The organism is Pseudomonas sp. B6(2017), from assembly GCF_002112765.1.
In the GTDB taxonomy this organism is placed as follows: Bacteria; Pseudomonadota; Gammaproteobacteria; order Pseudomonadales; family Pseudomonadaceae; genus Aquipseudomonas; species Aquipseudomonas piscis.
Window position 1 is genome coordinate 1 of the sequence record NZ_NEIQ01000015.1, and the last position, 15,532, is coordinate 15,532.

A 15,532-nucleotide genomic window follows, 5' to 3' on the forward strand; every position below is an offset into this window, starting at 1 on the left:
CCCCCCCTCCCGGACCGGCCCGTTCCCTGGTGGAAACGAGCCGGTCCGCGCCGGTCAATGCCAATAGAACATGGCCTTGGCCAGGATCACGATCAACACCATGTGCCCAAGGATGCTGCGGCGGATGCCCAGCGCCCGGGCCTCGCTCAGGCGTCCGCCCAGCAGCCAGAACGCCAGCAGGAGGTAATGGCCGATGATGCTCAGGGCCAGGACGATCTTCAGCCCCAGCAAGCTGGCGAAGGTGCTGCCCAGCGGATGCGCCAGGGCCAGGCCGTGGTGCCAGGCCAGGCCAACGCCGGCGCCATAGAGCAACAGCACCACGCCATGCAGGACCTTGCGCGAGCGCACCGACAGTGCCTGGTCGACCTCGGCCTGGGCCGTGGCCGGCACCTGGCGGCGCACCGCCGGCCAGATGAGCAGCTCGAAGAACAGCGTGCCGATGAATGCGATGGCCGCCAGCAGGTGGATCAACAACAGATAGGGATAGAACATCCTGGACTCTCCCGGACCTTAACCTGGGTGGCCGTCGACCCGTGGCTGCAGCAGCATCGGCCCGTAGCGCCAGGCATACAGGGCGAAGGCCAGGGCCCAGCACGCGCCCGCCAGCCACAACCCGGCCTGGGGCAGCCAGGGCACCAGCAGCACCCGGCAGACACCCGCCAGGTTGATCAGGATAAAAGCCTGGGTCATCCCCGCCGGTGGCTGCAACGGCCGCCCGGTATGCCCGAGACTGACCCGCGCGATCATCGCCAGGATCAACCCGGCCATGGCGCCGATGGTCAGGCAGTGCACCGCCAGGCTCGGGTTCAGCGCCACCCCGCCATGCCACAGGGCCATGCCCAGGCAGGCCAGCGCCAGCCAGGCATAGGCCAGGTGCAGCGACCACAGCAGCGGTACCTGCCACAGGCCGCGATCATGCCAGCGCCACAGGCGTACCAGGTGCCCGAGCGCCAGGAAGGCGAACAACAGGCCCAGCCAGGGGCTCGGGGCCAGGGCCAGCCCAGCGGCATACAGCAGCGCCACCAGGGCCGAACCGCCCAGCAACAGCCAGTCGAGCCAGGGCCAGGGCGCCACCGCCTCGGCCCGCCCCAGCCCGCGCTGGGTGAAGAACGGAATCACCCGGCCACCGATCAGGCCCATGATCGCCGCCACCAGCCAGATACCGGCCAGCACCGCCTGGCGCTGCCAACCCTCATCGCCACGCACCAGGCCGCACACCGCCAGGCCATCCACCGCCGTCAGCAACAACAGGACCAGCACCAGCGGATAGTTGCGCTGCTGGCGTACCCGCCACAGGGTCCGCGCCATGACCAGCGCCACCAGCAATGGAAAACCCAGTTCCAGCAGCGCCAGCAGCGGCCAGGGCAGGTTCGCCAGCCAGGCTACCCGGGCGGCCAGCCACAACAGCGCCAGGCCCGCCAGCGGCTTGCCGGACAGGCCCGGCTGGCCGGTCCAGGTCTGCACCGCGGTGAGCAGGAACCCGGCGATGATCGCCAGGCCGAAACCGAATACCAGCTCGTGGCGGTGCCAGGCCAGCCAGCCACCCGCGGGCTGCCAACTGCCCAGCACACCCTGCAGCGCCGCCAGCCACAGCGGTATCGCCAGCAGCGCGAGGACGCAGCCGGCGAGGAACATCGGACGGAACGCCAGGCGCAACAACGGCGCTACGGCCAGGGCCTTACGGCGATCAAGTACTTGCATCAAGCCACTCCTTACCTTGTTGCCGGTGCTATCCACGGCGAAGCGAATCCCGGCGTCACCTTCTGCCATTCGCCGACCGTCGCCGCTGCGCCACATCAACGAAGCAGTCGATGGGCGGGTCGACGACAACCGCAACCTGGCTGTCCAGGCGGGTAGTGCAAGGGTCGTGCCCTGTGCCCGGGCGCGGCTGACCGGCACCCTTGTGCCCATCACAGGGTAAAAACAACCCGATCATGGTCATTAGAACCCTAATCACCAGGGTCATTTAAACCCTGCCGCCATTCAGGCCCAGGATTTGCGGGCGCCCGGGCCTGGTCCGGGTCTTGCTCGGCAAAGCTGTCCCGCGTTCCTGGAGTTCCCATGAAAAACATCATCCAGCCCCTGGCTTGGTTCTGCATCCTCAGCGCCCTGGTGGCGGCCGCCAGCGGTATTTCCCTGAGAACCTGCTCACGCTCTAGCGAGCGACGCTCAGGCATTTTTAACGCCGCATGAGCTAAGCGCAGCAGATCGTGAACAGGTTCTGAGCCTGGTCTGCCCCCCCTTCCCTGCCCTTGCCCACACGAGGATCAATAGCCATGGTGCTTCACCGAGTCCACCACCAGATCTTGCGCAGCCATCACCTGTTCGAGCCCTTGAACGACGAGCAGCTTGACGAGCTGATGGCCACCAGCCAACTGCTCAGCGTCGACAAGGGCGAGCCGCTGTTCCACCAGGGCGAACCCGCCGATGCGTTCTATTTCGTCATTGCCGGGGCGGTGAAGATCTACCGCCTGACCCCGGACGGCCAGGAGAAGGTCTTCGAGGTGATCGGCCCGCGCCAGACCTTCGCCGAAGCGATGATGCTGATGGACACCCCCAACTATGTGGCCTCGGCCGAGGCCGTCGGCCCTACGCAGCTCTACCGGCTGTCCAATGCCACCTATATCCGCCTGCTGCAAAGCAACAGCCGGCTGACCTTCGCCCTGCTGGGCAAGCTCTGCGTACGCCTGCACCAGCGGGTCGACGAGATCGAGACGCTGTCGCTGAAGAACGCCACCCACCGGGTGGTGCGCTACCTGCTCACCCAGCTGATGCAGGCCCAGCCTGTGGAGCGCCAGTTCGAGCTGCCGATGGCCAAGCAACTGATCGCCGGGCACCTGGCGATCCAGCCCGAGACCTTCTCGCGGATCATCCGGCGCCTGATCGACGACAAGATCATCAGCCAGGACGGCCGGCGCATCGTCATTCTCGACCGGCCACGGCTGGAGCAATTCGAATGAGCTCCCAGGTGCAATGCCTGTATTGCCAACAAGACAGTCCGCCCGAGGCCGGCCACTGCCAGCACTGCGGCATGCCATTGCCGGCCAGGGCGGCCCAGGCCGGGGCACGCCGGCAGAAGCGCTTCATGGGGTTCTGCATCGCCCTGACGCTGTTCTGCCTGGCGATGGTGCTGTGGTTGCCGCGCTAGGCATCGCCCTCGACCCGGCCTCAGGCCTGGGTCAATTGGCGGTACAGCTGCGGCAGGCGCAGGGGTAGCTGCTCGGGCTGGTGGATCAGGCTGTAGCCGTGGCTGCCGAACATGTACGGCAGATAGGCCCCGGCCTCGCGATCGATGGTGATGCAGAACGGCGTGAGCCCCTGGCGCCGGGCTTCGCGCAGCGCCTCGCGGGTGTCTTCGACGCCATAGCGCCCTTCGTACAGATCCAGGTCGTTGGGCTTGCCATCGGTGAGCAGCAACAGCAGCTTGCGCTGGTGCTTGCGCCCTTGCAGCAGGCGCGTGGCCTTGCGGATCGCTGCGCCCATGCGGGTGTAGTAGCCGGGCCTGAGGCCCTGGATCTTGCCCCGGATACGGTCGTCGTAGGCCTGGTCGAAACCCTTGAGTTCTTGCAGTCGTACCTGCTGGCGGCGCAGCGAGGAGAAACCGTACAAGGCGAAATCGTCGCCGAGCAGCGACAAGGTCTCGCCGAACAGCAGCAGGCTGTCGCGGATCACCTCGATCACCCGGTGCTGGTCGTTCAGGTGCGCATCGGTGGACATCGACACATCCGCCAGCAGCAGGCACGCCAGGTCGCGCTGGGTCTGGCGCCGCTCCAGGAACAAACCGCGCGCGGCGCTGCGCCCGTGCTGGCGCTCGACGTGGAAGTCCAACCAGGCTTGCAGGTCCAGCTCGCTGCCCTGGGGTTGCTGGCGCAGCCATTGGCGCCGGTCGCGCAACTGCTCGAACTGGCGGCGCAAGCGCCGGGCCGGGGCTTGCAGATGGCCCGGCAGCGCTTGCGGTTGGCAATCCCGTGGCTCGAACAGCTGCAGGTTGACGAAGTCCTCCCGCAGCCGGCCCTGGCGATAATCCCACTCCGGCAGCTTGATGCCCTCGCCCAGGGGCAGGTCGTCGATGTCCGCCGGTGGCAGGTCCAGGTGCAACTTGAGGCCGCCACCCTTGCGGATCCGCGTGCGCGACAGGGTCAGGTGGTCGAGGTCCTCGGCGACCCGGGCGGCGTCGGGGTCCTGGCTGTCATCCTCCCAGCGGTCGAGCTCGACGTGCTCGGTCCAACTGAACAGGTTCTCCAGGCGCACGATCAGCAGGCCGCCCTTGGCCGGCGCGTCGTCGATGCGCGTGGCCCGCTTGCGCCCGCCCTGCTGCTCACCGGCACTGGCCGGCAGTGGGCTGTCGTCCTGCTCGAAGTCCGCCGCCTGCGGGCTGCAAAGGTGCAGCGGCGGATACAGCCACAGGGGCAGCGGCCAGGCGGCCCGTTCGCTACGGGGAAACTCACGGACACTGCCCGGCTCGCGCAGGGCCTGGCACAGGGCGCGCTCCAGGGCTGCCTCGTCCGGTCGCAGCGTGGCCGGGTCGGGGCGCAACTGCAGGTGCGCCTCCACCAGGCGCCGGTAGCGCGCGGCCAGCCCCGGATAGGCCTGCAGCAATGCCTGGGTCCAGCGCTGGTTGTCTCGCCCCCAGTGGCGCATGGGGCCGGCCTGGGCCGCCAGCAGCACCAGCCAGCGATAGAGTTCCGTATTCAGTTGTGGATCGGGAAACACCGCCAGGCTGGCCGGCAAGCGCAGGTGTTGTTCGTCGCAACAGGCCAGGGGCGCTTGCCGGCACGTCCCGGCGATCTGCTGCAGCAGGCTGCGGCGCAGCAACAGGTCGCGCTCGCTGGCCGCCTCGAGGTTCTTGCCGGGCGCACCGCCCATGGCCCGATACAGCACGGCCAGGGCCCGCTGCCGGGACGCCAGCTCGACCCGCGCCTCGGGAAAATCGCTACTGGCCCGGCGAGTGATGAAGCGATGCCAGACGCTGCCGACCCATTCTTCCAGTTCAACCGTGAAGGCCATTGCGGCACCTCCTCTGAACGCCAGGAAGCGGCCCGCCGCACTGGCCGGGCCACGTTTTTTTTCAAGCGCCAGCCAGCCTCAGGACGCGACCACCGGGGCCGGTGCGGCCAGGGCGGCGCGACCCCGCTGGCGAAAGCTCAGCAGGTAGCAGATCAGCCCGGCCATGAAGCCCACGCCACTGGCCAGGCGCGCCCAGAACAGGCCACGCAGGTGCTCGGTGGTGGACATGAACGGCAAGGCGCTGCCGTCTTCGGCCCAGCGTTGCAGCAGCACCTGGACCACGCCGGCGGCGGTGAGCAGCAAGGTGATCATCACCATCGACAGGGTCATCAGCCAGAAGCCCCAGATTTCCAGGGTCTGCGCACGCTCGTCGGGCGCCTCGCCCAGACCGCGCAAGCGCGGCATGGCGTAGCTGATCAGGGTCATGACGATCATCGCGTAGGCCCCGTAGAACGACAGGTGGCCGTGGGCCGCAGTCAGTTGCGTGCCGTGGGTGTAGTAGTTGACCGGCGCCAGGGTGTGCAGGAAGCCCCAGACCCCGGCACCGAAGAACGCGGTGACCGTGGTGCCCTTGGCCCACAGCGTGGCGGCACGGTTGGGGTGCTGGCGCCGGCGGTTGCGCACCATGGTGAAGGCGAACATCACCATGGCCAGGAACGGCAGCGGTTCCAGGGCCGAGAAGATCGAGCCGACCCACAACCAGACCTCGGGCGCGCCGATCCAGAAGAAGTGGTGGCCGGTGCCGATGATGCCGCTGATCAGCGCCATGGCGATGATCACGTACAGCCACTTCTCCACCACCTCGCGGTCGACGCCGGTGATCTTGATCAGCACGAAGGCCAGCATCGAACCCATGATCAATTCCCACACGCCTTCCACCCAGAGGTGCACCACCCACCACCAGTAGAACTTGTCGCGGGCCAGGTTGCCGGGATTGTAGAAGGAGAACAGGAAGAACACCGCCAGGCCGATCAGGCCGGTCATCATCACCATGCTGACCGTGGTCTTGCGCCCCTTGAGCAGGGTCATGCCGATGTTGTAGAGGAACCCCAGGCACACCAGCACGATGCCCAGCTTGGTGATGGTCGGCTGCTCCAGGAACTCCCGGCCCATGGTCGGCAGCAGTTCGTTGTGGGTCAGCCGGGCCAGGCCCGCATAGGGCACCAGCAGGTAGCCGAGGATGGTCAGCACCCCGGCCACGGCGAACACCCAGAACAGCACGATCGCCAGTTTCGGACTGTGCAGTTCGCGGTCGGCTTCCTCCGGCACCAGGTAGTAGGCCGCGCCCATGAAGCCGAACAGCAGCCAGACGATCAGCAGGTTGGTGTGGACCATGCGCGCCACGTTGAACGGGATGGTGGGGAACAGGAAGTCGCCGACCACGTATTGCAGGCCCATGATCAGGCCGAACAGCACCTGGCCGAGGAACAGCATCAGGGCGAACACGAAGTAGGGTTTGGCCACGGCCTGCGAGGCGAATTTCAGATGTGGATTGGCAATGCTCATCACTCAGCCCTCCTTGTTGGGCGGCCAGCCGTTGGTGTCGATGTTCGAGCTCCACTTGAGGAATTCGGCGATATCGTCGACCTCTTGCTCGCTCAGGTGGAACTGCGGCATGGCCCGGCGCCCGGGCACGCCCAAAGGCTGCATCTTCATCCAGGCCTGCATGAAGGGCTTGAACCCCTCCTCGCCGCCACGGCGCTTGTAGACGTTGCCCAGCTCCGGCGCGAAGTACGCGCCCTCGCCCAGCAGCGTGTGGCAGCCGACGCAGTTGTTCTGCTCCCAGACCGTCTTGCCGCGCACCGCTGCCTCGGTCAGCTGCGCCTGGTTGCTACGTTTGGGAAAGGTCTGCTCGGTGTGATAGGTCAAGGCCAGGAATATCAGGAAGAAGAACACGCTTCCCCCGAAATAGATGTTCCTGGCCATGCCCTTGGTGAAGGTCTCTGACATGGTCGCGTCCTCTTTGCTTGGCGTGGCCATGATAGAAAGCGCGGGGTCCGAAACCGCTTGATGGCAATCAAGAAAGACCGATTGTTTTACTCAGGCTTTGCCCGGCAGGTGCGATACCAGGCCCACCAGGGCCAGCACCACCAGGGCCCAGACCAACAGAGGCAAGCGCCAGCGCCAGGGGCTGTGGCGCAATTCCATGAAGCCCTCGGTAATCAGCCAGGCCTTGGCCACCGCCAGGGCCATGACCCACCCGCCCTGGCCCAGCAGCACGGTGCCCAGGCTGAGCACGGCCAGGGCCAGCCCGCACAGCAGCAGGATGCGTGAAGCCGTCATGGGGATCTCCTCAATCCAGGATGTACACCAGCGGGAACAGCACCACCCACACCAGGTCCACCATGTGCCAATACAGCACCCCGGATTCGAAGCCGCTATCGACTAGCGGGGCCCGGGTCCAGGCGCGGTAGGCCAGCCAGGCGAGGATCGCCATGCCCGGCAGCACATGCAGGAAGTGAAAGCCGGTGAGCAGCCAGTACAGGGTGAAGAAGGTGTCGTGCTCCAGCCCCAGGCCCAGGTCCGCCAGGTGCCGGTACTCGCCGAGCTTGAGCCAGGCATAGACCCCGGCCACGCAGCAGGCCAGGCCCAGCAGGCAGGCCGCCCGCCGAGGCCGCAGCTCGCGCAGTTGCTCCAGGGCCAGCGCCGCCAGCAACCCGGCCCCCAGCAGGCTCAGGGTCATGGCCAGGCCGGTGGAGGTGTCGAGCAAGGCGCGGCCGCTGGCGAACAGTTGCGGCTTGAGTTGCGCGGTCACGGCGAACGCCAGGATCAGCAAGGCGAACACCGACAGCTCAACCAGGATGAACAGCCACATCGCCAGGTCCCCCGGCAAGCGGCGTGCCCTCGGTTCAGGGGAAGTGCACATCGACCACGTCCATCAGCGCCGCGACGGTCACCGGGTCGTCGCTCAGTGGCTCGGCCAGGCAGGCCAGGCACGCCTGGTGCGGGTCCATGCCGGCGCCGATCAGGCGCGCGGTGAAGATCAGCAAGCGGGTCGAGGCCACCTCCTCCAGGTCGTGCTGGTCGAGCCGGCGCAGGGCCTGGCCGAGCTTGACCACCTGGCTGGCCAGGGCCGCATCGACCCCGGCCTCGCGGCGAACGATGCACTCCTCCTGCGCGGCATCCGGGTAACCCAGGCGCATGGCCACGAAGCGCTGGCGGGTGCTGGGTTTCATGCCCTTGAGCAGGTTCTGGTAGCCGGGGTTATAGGACACCACCAGCATGAACGACGGCGGCGCCTTGAGCACTTCGCCGGTGCGTTCCAAAAACAGCTCGCGGCGGTCGTCGGCCAAAGGGTGCAGCACCACCACGGTGTCCTGGCGCGCCTCCACCACTTCGTCGAGGTAGCAGATACCGCCCTCGCGCACCGCCCGGGTCAGCGGGCCGTCCTGCCACCAGGTGCCCTGGGCACCGATCAGGTGCCGACCCACCAGGTCGGCGGCGCTCAGGTCGTCGTGGCAGGCCACGGTGTGCAGCGGCAGTTGCAGGCGCTGGGCCATGTGCTGGACGAAGCGGGTCTTGCCGCAGCCGGTGGGGCCCTTGATCAGCACCGGCAGGCCGTGGCGCCAGGCTTGCTCGAACAGGGCCGGCTCGTTGCCCTGAGCCTGGTAGAAGGGTTCGCAGCGGGGTTCAGTGAGGTCCATGGGATACCTGGATGACGACGGGTTCGCGATCACGCTAAGAGTCCCTGCGACAACCTGGCAAGCAGCGCGAAAGGCAAACTTGATCGCGATCAAGTGAGCAATGCCCTGCTGCGCAATAGCCTTCTTGTGCACCAAGAACCTGCGCTCTGTCCTGGCCCTCCCAGCACATCGCAAAGGTCATGCCTGAGGAGAGAAGGATGCTGATCAGTAATCGAAAAACCCTTGCCCTGTCCGTCGCCAGCCTGTGTTCGGCACTGGCGCTGGCCCTTCCCACTGCCGCCGCCGAGTCCAAGGCGTCGGGTGCGGCACCGCCGGCCATGGTCACCAGCGCCGGGGCGCCGGACATGAGCCAGGCCGACTTCGACGCCGCCAAGGAGATCTACTTCCAGCGCTGCGCCGGTTGCCATGGCGTACTGCGCAAGGGCGCCACCGGCAAGCCCCTGACTCCGGACATCACCCAGGCCCGTGGCCAGGCCTACCTCGAAGCGCTGATCACCTACGGCTCGCCGGCGGGCATGCCCAACTGGGGCACCTCCAACGCCCTGACCAAGGCGCAGATCACCACCATGGCCAACTTCATCCAGCACACCCCGCCCACCCCGCCGGAATGGGGCATGGCGGAGACCCGCAACACCTGGAAGCTGCTGGTCAAGCCCGAGGATCGCCCGACCCGGCAGATGAACACCCTCAACCTGCAGAACCTGTTCTCGGTGACCCTGCGCGACGACGGCAAGATCGCCCTGGTGGACGGCGACAGCAAGCAGATCGTCAAGCTCATCGAGACCGGCTATGCCGTGCACATTTCGCGGATCTCCGCGTCCGGACGCTACTTGCTGGTGATCGGCCGCGATGCGCGCATCGACATGATCGACCTGTGGCCCAAGGAGCCGACCAAGGTCGCGGAGATCAAGGTGGGCATCGAGGCACGCTCGGTGGAGACCTCCAAGTTCAAGGGCTACGAGGACAAGTACGCCATCGCCGGCTCCTACTGGCCGCCGCAGTTCACCATCATGGATGGCCAGACCCTGGAGCCCAAGCAGATCGTCTCGACCCGGGGCATGACCGTCGACAAGCAGGAGTACCACCCCGAGCCACGGGTGGCGGCGATCATCGCCTCCCACGAATGGCCGGAGTTCATCGTCAACGTCAAGGAAACCGGCAAGGTCATGCTGGTCAACTACGAGGACATCAAGAACCTGACCATCACCAGCATCGATGCCGCGCCGTTCCTGCATGACGGCGGCTGGGACAGCAGCCACCGCTACTTCATGACGGCGGCAAACAACTCCAACAAGGTGGCGGTGATCGACTCCAAGGAGCGTCGCCTGACCGCCCTGGTGGACGTGGGCAAGACACCGCACCCGGGCCGTGGCGCCAACTTCGACCATCCGCAGTTCGGCCCGGTGTGGGCCACCAGCCACCTGGGCGACGCCGGCATCTCGATGATCGGCACCGACCCGGCCAAGCACCCGCAATACGCCTGGAAACAAGTGGGCTCGCTCAAGGGCCAGGGCGGCGGCTCGCTGTTCATCAAGACCCACCCTGCATCCCGCCACCTGTACGTGGATACCACCCTCAACCCCGACGCCAAGCTCAGCCAGTCGGTGGCGGTGTTCGACATCGACAAGCTCGACGCCGGCTACAAGGTGCTGCCGATCGCCGAATACTCCGGCATCAAGCAAGGCGCCCTGCGGGTGGTGCAGCCCGAGTACAACAAGGCCGGTGACGAGGTCTGGTTCTCGGTGTGGAACGGCCAGACCGAGGAGTCGGCGCTGGTGGTGATCGACGACAAGACCCTGGCCGTCAAGCAGGTGATCAAGGACCAGCGGCTGATCACCCCCACCGGCAAGTTCAATGTCTACAACACCCAGAACGACATTTATTGAGTTTTATCAACGCAAGGAATCGCCATGAAAAATACCCTGCTTTCACTCTTCGTCCTGAGCTGTGCGTTGAACCTGCAAACCGCCTTGGCCGACGACGGCCCGGCCCTGTTCCAGAGCAAGTCCTGCGTGGCCTGCCATAGCGTGGACAGCAAGCTGGTGGGGCCTGCGCTCAAGGAGGTGGCGGCCAAGAATGCCGGGGTCGCCGGAGCGGCCCAGACCCTGGCCGGACATATCAAGAACGGCACCCAGGGCAACTGGGGGCCGATCCCGATGCCGGCCAACGCGGTCAGCGAAGAAGAAGCGGCGCAGCTGGCCAAGTGGGTCCTGAGCCTGAAATGAAACCGACCAGGAGGGCGTCATGAACAGCTACCCCCGCGCAGTGATCCTGGCGACCCTCCTGCTTTGCCCCCCTCTTCATGCCGCGCCTGACGCCCAGCGCCAGGCGCAGTTGCAACACCTGCTGGAACAGGACTGCGGCGCCTGCCATGGCCTGCACCTGACCGGCGGCCTGGGGCCGGAACTGACCCCTGCCGCCCTGGCCGGCAAACCCCGCGACGGCCTGGTCGCCACCGTGCGCCTGGGTCGCCCCGGCACCGCCATGCCGCCCTGGGAGCCGCTACTGAGCGCCGAGGACATCGGCTGGCTGGTCGATCATCTCTTGCAAGGAACCTCTGAACCATGATCCGTCCCCTGATGCTCGGCGCGGCGTGCGCCCTGCTGTTGTCCGCCTGTGCCCAGGTCCCGCTGCGTGGCAGTGGCGACCTGGGCCTGGTGGTGGAGCGTGCCACCGGCAGCGTGCAGATCGTCGAGAGCAGCCAGGGCCGGGCCCTGGCCCGTATCGAAGGGCTGGGCGACCTGTCCCACGCCTCGGCGGTGTTCTCCCGCGACCAGCGCTACGCCTATGTGTTCGGCCGCGACGGCGGCCTGACCCAGGTCGACCTGCTCGAACAGCGCATCGCCCGGCGGGTGATCCAGGGCGGCAACAGCATCGGCGGCGCCATCAGCCAGGACGGGCGCTTGATCGCGGTATCCAACTATGTGCCGGGCGGGGTCAAGGTGTTCGACGCCGCCACCCTGGAGCTTGTGGCCGATATCCCCGCCACCCTGCTGGCCGGCGGCAAGCAGCGCTCGCGGGTGGTGGGCCTGGTGGATGCCCCGGGCCAGCGTTTCGTGTTCAGCCTGTTCGACACCGGCGAGATCTGGAGCGCCGACTTCAGCCAGGGCAACACGCCGCGCATCACCCGTTACACCGGCATCGGCCAGCAGCCCTACGATGCGCTGATCACCACCGACGGCCGCTATTACATGGCCGGCCTGTTCGGCGAGGACGGCATGGCCCAGCTCGACCTCTGGCACCCGGAACGCGGGGTCAAGCGAGTGCTTGGCGACTATGGCCGCGGCCAGGAAAAACTGCCGGTGTACAAGATGCCCCACCTGGAAGGCTGGGCCGTGGCCGGCGACCAGGCGTTCGTCCCCGCCGTGGGCCGCCACCAGGTACTGGTAATGGATGCGCACAGTTGGCAGCAGAGCGCCGCCATCGCCGTGGCCGGCCAGCCGGTGTTCGTCACCGCGCGCCCCGATGGCCGCCAGCTGTGGGTCAACTTCGCCTACCCGGACAACGACCGGGTGCAGGTGATCGACAGCCAGAGCCACCAGATCGTCGCCGACCTGCGGCCCGGGCCCGGGGTGCTGCATATGGAATTCACCGCCCGTGGCGACCAGTTGTGGCTGTCGGTGCGCGATGGCGACCAGTTGCAAATCTGGGACCCCTATCGCCTCAAGCTGCGGCACAGCCTGCCGGCCGCCGCGCCCAGCGGGATTTTCTTCAGCAGCCGCGCCCAGCAGATGGGGTACTGACATGCCCCTCGATACCCTGGAACAACGCCTGATCGAACGCTTCCAGCACGGCATGCCGGTGTGCGCCGAGCCGTACCTGGAAATGGCCCAGGCCCTGGATTGCAGCCAGGAGCAGGTGATCGCCTGCCTGCAGCGGATGGCCGAGCACGGGCGCCTGTCGCGCATCGGCCCGGTGTTCGAGCACCGCCGCGCCGGGGCCAGCACCCTGGCCGCCCTGGCGGTGCCCCAGGAGCGCCTGCAGCAAGTGGCCGAACGCATCAACCACTACCCCGAGGTCAATCACAACTACGCCCGCGAGCACCACTACAACCTGTGGTTCGTGCTCACCGGACCGGACCGGGCGCACCTGCAGAACGTCCTCGCCGAATTGCAGGCCGACACCGGCCTGGTCCCCCTGGACCTGCCGATGCTCACGGCCTATCGCATCGACCTGGGTTTCGCCCTGGGAGACGCCCCATGAACGCCGCCCTCGATGCCTGCCAGGCCCTGGCCCTGCGCCGCCTGCTGGAGACCGGCCTGCCGTTGGAGGCCCGCCCCTACCAAGCCCTGGCCCGGCAGATCGGCGCCGAAGAGCCCCAGGTGCTGGCCCAGGTCGAACAATGGCAGCACCAGGGGCTGTTCCGTCGCCTGGGCCTGGTGCTCAACCATCGCGCCCTGGGTTTTACCGCCAACGCCATGTTGGTACTGGACATCCCCGACGCGCTGATCGACGAAGTCGGCCAGCGCCTGGGCGGCGAGTCGGCGGTGAGCCTGTGCTACCAGCGGCCGCGGCGCCTGCCGCAATGGCGCTACAACCTGTTCTGCATGATCCACGGCCGCCAGCGCCAACGGGTCGAGGCGCAGATCCACGACCTGTTGCAGCGCCATCTGCTCAGTGACCTGCCCCACCAGGTGCTGTTCAGCACCCAGGCCTTCAAGCAGTGCGGCGGGCGCTTCGCCCCGGGGGCGGTGAGCCATGGATGAGCTGGACCGGCGCCTGGTCAACCGCCTGCAACTGGGCCTGCCGCTGGTGCCCGAGCCCTGGCAGGTATTGGCCCGGGAGCTCTGCAGCGACAGCCAGGTCCTGCGCCAGCGCGTGCAGCGCCTGCTGGACGACGGCACCCTGACCCGCTTCGGCCCGATGTTCGATATCGAGCGCCTGGGCGGCGCCTTCACCCTGGCGGCGCTGCGCGTGCCCGAGGAACGCTTCGAGGCGGTCGCGGCGCTGCTGGAGGCCATGCCCGAGGTGGCCCACAACTACCGTCGCGAACATGCCTGGAACATGTGGTTCGTGCTCGGTTGCGCCAGCGAGCGCGAGCTGCGCCAGACCCTGCGGCGCATCGAGCAGGACAGCGGCCTTGCCGTGCTCAACCTGCCCAAGGAGGAGACCTACCATGTCGGCCTGTACTTCCCGGTCTGAACGCGCGCTGGAGCTGCGCCTGGTGGCCCTGACCCAGGCCGGCCTGCCCCTGGTGGACGACCCCTGGGGCTGGCTGGCCGAGCAACTGCAACTGAGCCGCGACGCAACCCTGGAGCTGCTCCAGCGCCTGCAGGCCGAGGGCGCCATCCGCCGCATCGCCGCGGTGCCCAACCACTATCGCCTGGGTTATCGCTTCAACGGCATGACCGTCTGGGACGTCGACGACGAGCACATGCCGCGCCTGGGCCAACTGATCGGCGCCCAGCCCTTCGTCAGCCATTGCTACCGGCGCCCGCGCCGCGAGCAGTGGCGCTACAACCTGTTCGCCATGGTCCACGGCCGCAGCGCCATGGAGATCGACAGCTATCGCGAGCACCTGCGCTATCTGCTGGGACAGGCCTGCCGGGCCGACGAGATGCTGGTCAGCAGCCGCATCCTGAAGAAGACCGGCCTGCGCCTGCACGCCCAACAGCACTGAGACAAGGAGAGTTGCATGTTGAGGATCAGCCATTACCTGCGCGTCCTGGCCGGCCAGGCGCCGCCCCCCCGCACCAGCAGACCGGGCAGCAGCCGCCCGCCGGTGGTGATCTGGAACCTGCTGCGCCGGTGCAACCTGACCTGCAAGCACTGCTACGCCACCTCGGCCGACAGCGTGTTCCGCGACGAGCTCGACACCTCGGCGGCCTTGCAGGTGATCGACGATTTGGCCGAGGCCGGGGTCAAGGTGCTGATCCTCTCCGGCGGCGAGCCGCTGCTGCGCGACGATCTGTTCCAGCTCAGCGCCCACGCCCGGGCCCATGGCATGTTCGTCGCGCTGTCGAGCAACGGCACGCTGATCGACGAGAACAATATCGAGCAAGTGAGCGCCGCCGATTTCGACTACGTGGGCATCAGCATCGACGGCCTGCAGGACACCCACGACAGCTTTCGCCAGCTCAAGGGCAGCTTCGCCCGCTCGCTCAAGGCCATGCGCCTGTGTCGCGAGCGAGGCATCCGCGTGGGCATGCGCACCACCCTGACCCGCGACAACCACCAACAACTGCCCGAGCTGCTGGCCCTGATGCGCGACCTGGACGTGCAGAAGTTCTACCTCTCGCACCTCAACTACAGTGGCCGGGGCAAACGCAGCCGTGGCCTCGATGCCCACCTGCAGATGAGCCGCGAGGCCATGGCACTGTTGTTCGACCGGGCCTGGGAGGACATCGCCCAGGGCCGTGACAGCGACTTCGTCAGCGGCAACAACGACGCCGACGCCATCCTCCTGCTGCACTGGACCCGGCGCCACCTTCCCGGGCAGTACCCACAGCTGGAACAGATGCTCCGGGCCTGGGGCGGCAATGCCTCGGGCAGCGGCATCGCCAACATCGACAACACCGGCGAAGTGCACCCCGACACCTACTGGTGGCAACACTCGGTGGGCAACGTACGGCGCACGCCATTTCGCACCCTGTGGCTGGAGCAACCCGACGCCCTGCTGCGCCAGTTGCGCCAGCATCCGCGCGCCGTCACCGGGCGTTGCGCCAGCTGCCGCTGGCTGGACATCTGCAACGGCAATACCCGCACCCGCGCCTGGGCCGCCGGCGACCTCTGGGGCCAGGACCCGGGCTGCCACCTGAGCGATGAAGAAATCGGCCTGCCCCCGCTCGCCCGCATTCCCTGCGTCACCTGTTGAGAACCTGGCCCGGCAAGTGTCGATACAGGCGCAGCCGGCCACCCTGATGATGGATCGAGGATCGCCC

20 protein-coding genes are annotated in these 15,532 nt (G+C 67.2%); 12 read left to right on the forward strand and 8 right to left on the reverse strand.

The features are described 5' to 3' along the window. Window positions 1-54 precede the first annotated feature (54 nt). Entirely contained in the window at window positions 55-492 is a 438-nt protein-coding gene (locus CAG11_RS23765) for a hypothetical protein (protein WP_085598207.1), read from the reverse strand. Window positions 493-510: 18 nt separating this feature from the next. Beyond that, entirely contained in the window at window positions 511-1,701 is a 1,191-nt protein-coding gene (locus CAG11_RS23770; RefSeq protein ID WP_085598208.1) for an NnrS family protein, read from the reverse strand. Between the two features lie 360 nt (window positions 1,702-2,061). Between CAG11_RS23770 and CAG11_RS34180 the strand changes: the two genes are divergently transcribed. The 3 genes from CAG11_RS34180 to CAG11_RS23785 all read left to right on the forward strand — a co-directional run bounded on the left by CAG11_RS34180 (window position 2,062) and on the right by CAG11_RS23785 (window position 3,148). Further along, window positions 2,062-2,193: a hypothetical protein gene (locus CAG11_RS34180; protein ID WP_256578694.1), complete on the forward strand. Its 132-nt coding sequence runs from the start codon at window positions 2,062-2,064 to the stop codon at window positions 2,191-2,193. An 83-nt stretch (window positions 2,194-2,276) separates the two neighbouring features. After that, the gene (locus CAG11_RS23780; protein ID WP_085598210.1) at window positions 2,277-2,960 is read left to right on the forward strand and encodes a Crp/Fnr family transcriptional regulator; all 684 of its coding nucleotides are present in this window, start codon (window positions 2,277-2,279) and stop codon (window positions 2,958-2,960) included. Next, complete coding sequence (locus CAG11_RS23785; protein ID WP_085598211.1) at window positions 2,957-3,148, forward strand: hypothetical protein; 192 nt, start codon at window positions 2,957-2,959, stop codon at window positions 3,146-3,148. Before CAG11_RS23780 ends, CAG11_RS23785 begins: the two co-directional genes overlap by 4 nt. Before the next feature lie 20 nt (window positions 3,149-3,168). Here the strand turns inward: CAG11_RS23785 and CAG11_RS23790 are convergent, their stop codons facing one another. The 6 genes from CAG11_RS23790 to CAG11_RS23815 all read right to left on the reverse strand — a co-directional run bounded on the left by CAG11_RS23790 (window position 3,169) and on the right by CAG11_RS23815 (window position 8,651). Beyond that, window positions 3,169-5,007 (reverse strand): nitric oxide reductase activation protein NorD, encoded by a 1,839-nt coding sequence (locus CAG11_RS23790; RefSeq protein WP_085598212.1) that lies wholly within the window; start codon window positions 5,005-5,007, stop codon window positions 3,169-3,171. 78 nt (window positions 5,008-5,085) lie between these two features. Then, window positions 5,086-6,513: a cbb3-type cytochrome c oxidase subunit I gene (locus tag CAG11_RS23795; RefSeq protein WP_053129261.1), complete on the reverse strand. Its 1,428-nt coding sequence runs from the start codon at window positions 6,511-6,513 to the stop codon at window positions 5,086-5,088. 3 nt (window positions 6,514-6,516) lie between these two features. Next, window positions 6,517-6,957 (reverse strand): cytochrome c, encoded by a 441-nt coding sequence (locus CAG11_RS23800; RefSeq protein WP_085598213.1) that lies wholly within the window; start codon window positions 6,955-6,957, stop codon window positions 6,517-6,519. A gap of 90 nt (window positions 6,958-7,047) precedes the next feature. Next, window positions 7,048-7,290: a cytochrome C oxidase subunit IV family protein gene (locus tag CAG11_RS23805; RefSeq protein ID WP_085598214.1), complete on the reverse strand. Its 243-nt coding sequence runs from the start codon at window positions 7,288-7,290 to the stop codon at window positions 7,048-7,050. Window positions 7,291-7,300: 10 nt separating this feature from the next. Then, window positions 7,301-7,873 carry a cytochrome c oxidase subunit 3 gene (locus CAG11_RS23810; protein ID WP_053129252.1) on the reverse strand — a complete coding sequence of 191 codons (573 nt, stop codon included), beginning with the start codon at window positions 7,871-7,873 and terminating at the stop codon, window positions 7,301-7,303. After that, window positions 7,857-8,651, reverse strand: a complete 795-nt coding sequence (locus CAG11_RS23815; protein WP_085598215.1) for a CbbQ/NirQ/NorQ/GpvN family protein — start codon at window positions 8,649-8,651, stop codon at window positions 7,857-7,859. The genes CAG11_RS23810 and CAG11_RS23815 overlap by 17 nt, the downstream gene beginning before the upstream one ends. A gap of 197 nt (window positions 8,652-8,848) precedes the next feature. On the opposite strand from CAG11_RS23815, the gene CAG11_RS23820 reads away from it, so the two are divergent. From CAG11_RS23820 to nirJ, 9 genes are read left to right on the forward strand one after another with little or no spacing between them, the layout of a single operon-like run. Further along, window positions 8,849-10,537, forward strand: coding sequence for a cytochrome D1 domain-containing protein (locus CAG11_RS23820; protein ID WP_053129244.1), 1,689 nt, complete (start codon window positions 8,849-8,851; stop codon window positions 10,535-10,537). Window positions 10,538-10,561: 24 nt separating this feature from the next. After that, window positions 10,562-10,876: a c-type cytochrome gene (locus tag CAG11_RS23825; RefSeq protein WP_085598216.1), complete on the forward strand. Its 315-nt coding sequence runs from the start codon at window positions 10,562-10,564 to the stop codon at window positions 10,874-10,876. 19 nt (window positions 10,877-10,895) lie between these two features. Then, the gene (locus CAG11_RS23830; protein ID WP_053129239.1) at window positions 10,896-11,219 is read left to right on the forward strand and encodes a cytochrome c; all 324 of its coding nucleotides are present in this window, start codon (window positions 10,896-10,898) and stop codon (window positions 11,217-11,219) included. Continuing rightward, window positions 11,216-12,394, forward strand: coding sequence for a cytochrome D1 domain-containing protein (locus CAG11_RS23835; RefSeq protein ID WP_085598217.1), 1,179 nt, complete (start codon window positions 11,216-11,218; stop codon window positions 12,392-12,394). The genes CAG11_RS23830 and CAG11_RS23835 overlap by 4 nt, the downstream gene beginning before the upstream one ends. A gap of 1 nt (window position 12,395) precedes the next feature. Then, on the forward strand, window positions 12,396-12,854 hold the full coding sequence (locus CAG11_RS23840) for an Lrp/AsnC family transcriptional regulator (protein ID WP_085598218.1): 459 nt from the start codon (window positions 12,396-12,398) through the stop codon (window positions 12,852-12,854). Continuing rightward, entirely contained in the window at window positions 12,851-13,357 is a 507-nt protein-coding gene (locus tag CAG11_RS23845) for an Lrp/AsnC family transcriptional regulator (RefSeq protein ID WP_053129230.1), read from the forward strand. The genes CAG11_RS23840 and CAG11_RS23845 overlap by 4 nt, the downstream gene beginning before the upstream one ends. After that, the gene (locus CAG11_RS23850; protein ID WP_085598219.1) at window positions 13,350-13,793 is read left to right on the forward strand and encodes an Lrp/AsnC family transcriptional regulator; all 444 of its coding nucleotides are present in this window, start codon (window positions 13,350-13,352) and stop codon (window positions 13,791-13,793) included. Before CAG11_RS23845 ends, CAG11_RS23850 begins: the two co-directional genes overlap by 8 nt. Then, window positions 13,768-14,271, forward strand: coding sequence for an Lrp/AsnC family transcriptional regulator (locus CAG11_RS23855; RefSeq protein ID WP_053129224.1), 504 nt, complete (start codon window positions 13,768-13,770; stop codon window positions 14,269-14,271). Before CAG11_RS23850 ends, CAG11_RS23855 begins: the two co-directional genes overlap by 26 nt. 15 nt (window positions 14,272-14,286) lie before the next feature. Then, entirely contained in the window at window positions 14,287-15,465 is a 1,179-nt protein-coding gene (gene nirJ / locus CAG11_RS23860; protein WP_085598220.1) for a heme d1 biosynthesis radical SAM protein NirJ, read from the forward strand. The last annotated feature ends 67 nt before the right edge of the window (window positions 15,466-15,532 follow it).

What these genes read in the sequence shown, in the direction of transcription:
- CAG11_RS23765 (WP_085598207.1), bottom strand. Translation starts at nt 492, where the DNA reads ATGTTCTATCCCTATCTGTTGTTGATCCACCTGCTGGCGGCCATCGCA.
- CAG11_RS23770 (WP_085598208.1), bottom strand. Translation starts at nt 1,701, where the DNA reads ATGCAAGTACTTGATCGCCGTAAGGCCCTGGCCGTAGCGCCGTTGTTG.
- CAG11_RS34180 (WP_256578694.1), top strand. Translation starts at nt 2,062, where the DNA reads ATGAAAAACATCATCCAGCCCCTGGCTTGGTTCTGCATCCTCAGCGCC.
- CAG11_RS23780 (WP_085598210.1), top strand. Translation starts at nt 2,277, where the DNA reads ATGGTGCTTCACCGAGTCCACCACCAGATCTTGCGCAGCCATCACCTG.
- CAG11_RS23785 (WP_085598211.1), top strand. Translation starts at nt 2,957, where the DNA reads ATGAGCTCCCAGGTGCAATGCCTGTATTGCCAACAAGACAGTCCGCCC.
- CAG11_RS23790 (WP_085598212.1), bottom strand. Translation starts at nt 5,007, where the DNA reads ATGGCCTTCACGGTTGAACTGGAAGAATGGGTCGGCAGCGTCTGGCAT.
- CAG11_RS23795 (WP_053129261.1), bottom strand. Translation starts at nt 6,513, where the DNA reads ATGAGCATTGCCAATCCACATCTGAAATTCGCCTCGCAGGCCGTGGCC.
- CAG11_RS23800 (WP_085598213.1), bottom strand. Translation starts at nt 6,957, where the DNA reads ATGTCAGAGACCTTCACCAAGGGCATGGCCAGGAACATCTATTTCGGG.
- CAG11_RS23805 (WP_085598214.1), bottom strand. Translation starts at nt 7,290, where the DNA reads ATGACGGCTTCACGCATCCTGCTGCTGTGCGGGCTGGCCCTGGCCGTG.
- CAG11_RS23810 (WP_053129252.1), bottom strand. Translation starts at nt 7,873, where the DNA reads ATGTGCACTTCCCCTGAACCGAGGGCACGCCGCTTGCCGGGGGACCTG.
- CAG11_RS23815 (WP_085598215.1), bottom strand. Translation starts at nt 8,651, where the DNA reads ATGGACCTCACTGAACCCCGCTGCGAACCCTTCTACCAGGCTCAGGGC.
- CAG11_RS23820 (WP_053129244.1), top strand. Translation starts at nt 8,849, where the DNA reads ATGCTGATCAGTAATCGAAAAACCCTTGCCCTGTCCGTCGCCAGCCTG.
- CAG11_RS23825 (WP_085598216.1), top strand. Translation starts at nt 10,562, where the DNA reads ATGAAAAATACCCTGCTTTCACTCTTCGTCCTGAGCTGTGCGTTGAAC.
- CAG11_RS23830 (WP_053129239.1), top strand. Translation starts at nt 10,896, where the DNA reads ATGAACAGCTACCCCCGCGCAGTGATCCTGGCGACCCTCCTGCTTTGC.
- CAG11_RS23835 (WP_085598217.1), top strand. Translation starts at nt 11,216, where the DNA reads ATGATCCGTCCCCTGATGCTCGGCGCGGCGTGCGCCCTGCTGTTGTCC.
- CAG11_RS23840 (WP_085598218.1), top strand. Translation starts at nt 12,396, where the DNA reads ATGCCCCTCGATACCCTGGAACAACGCCTGATCGAACGCTTCCAGCAC.
- CAG11_RS23845 (WP_053129230.1), top strand. Translation starts at nt 12,851, where the DNA reads ATGAACGCCGCCCTCGATGCCTGCCAGGCCCTGGCCCTGCGCCGCCTG.
- CAG11_RS23850 (WP_085598219.1), top strand. Translation starts at nt 13,350, where the DNA reads ATGGATGAGCTGGACCGGCGCCTGGTCAACCGCCTGCAACTGGGCCTG.
- CAG11_RS23855 (WP_053129224.1), top strand. Translation starts at nt 13,768, where the DNA reads ATGTCGGCCTGTACTTCCCGGTCTGAACGCGCGCTGGAGCTGCGCCTG.
- nirJ (WP_085598220.1), top strand. Translation starts at nt 14,287, where the DNA reads ATGTTGAGGATCAGCCATTACCTGCGCGTCCTGGCCGGCCAGGCGCCG.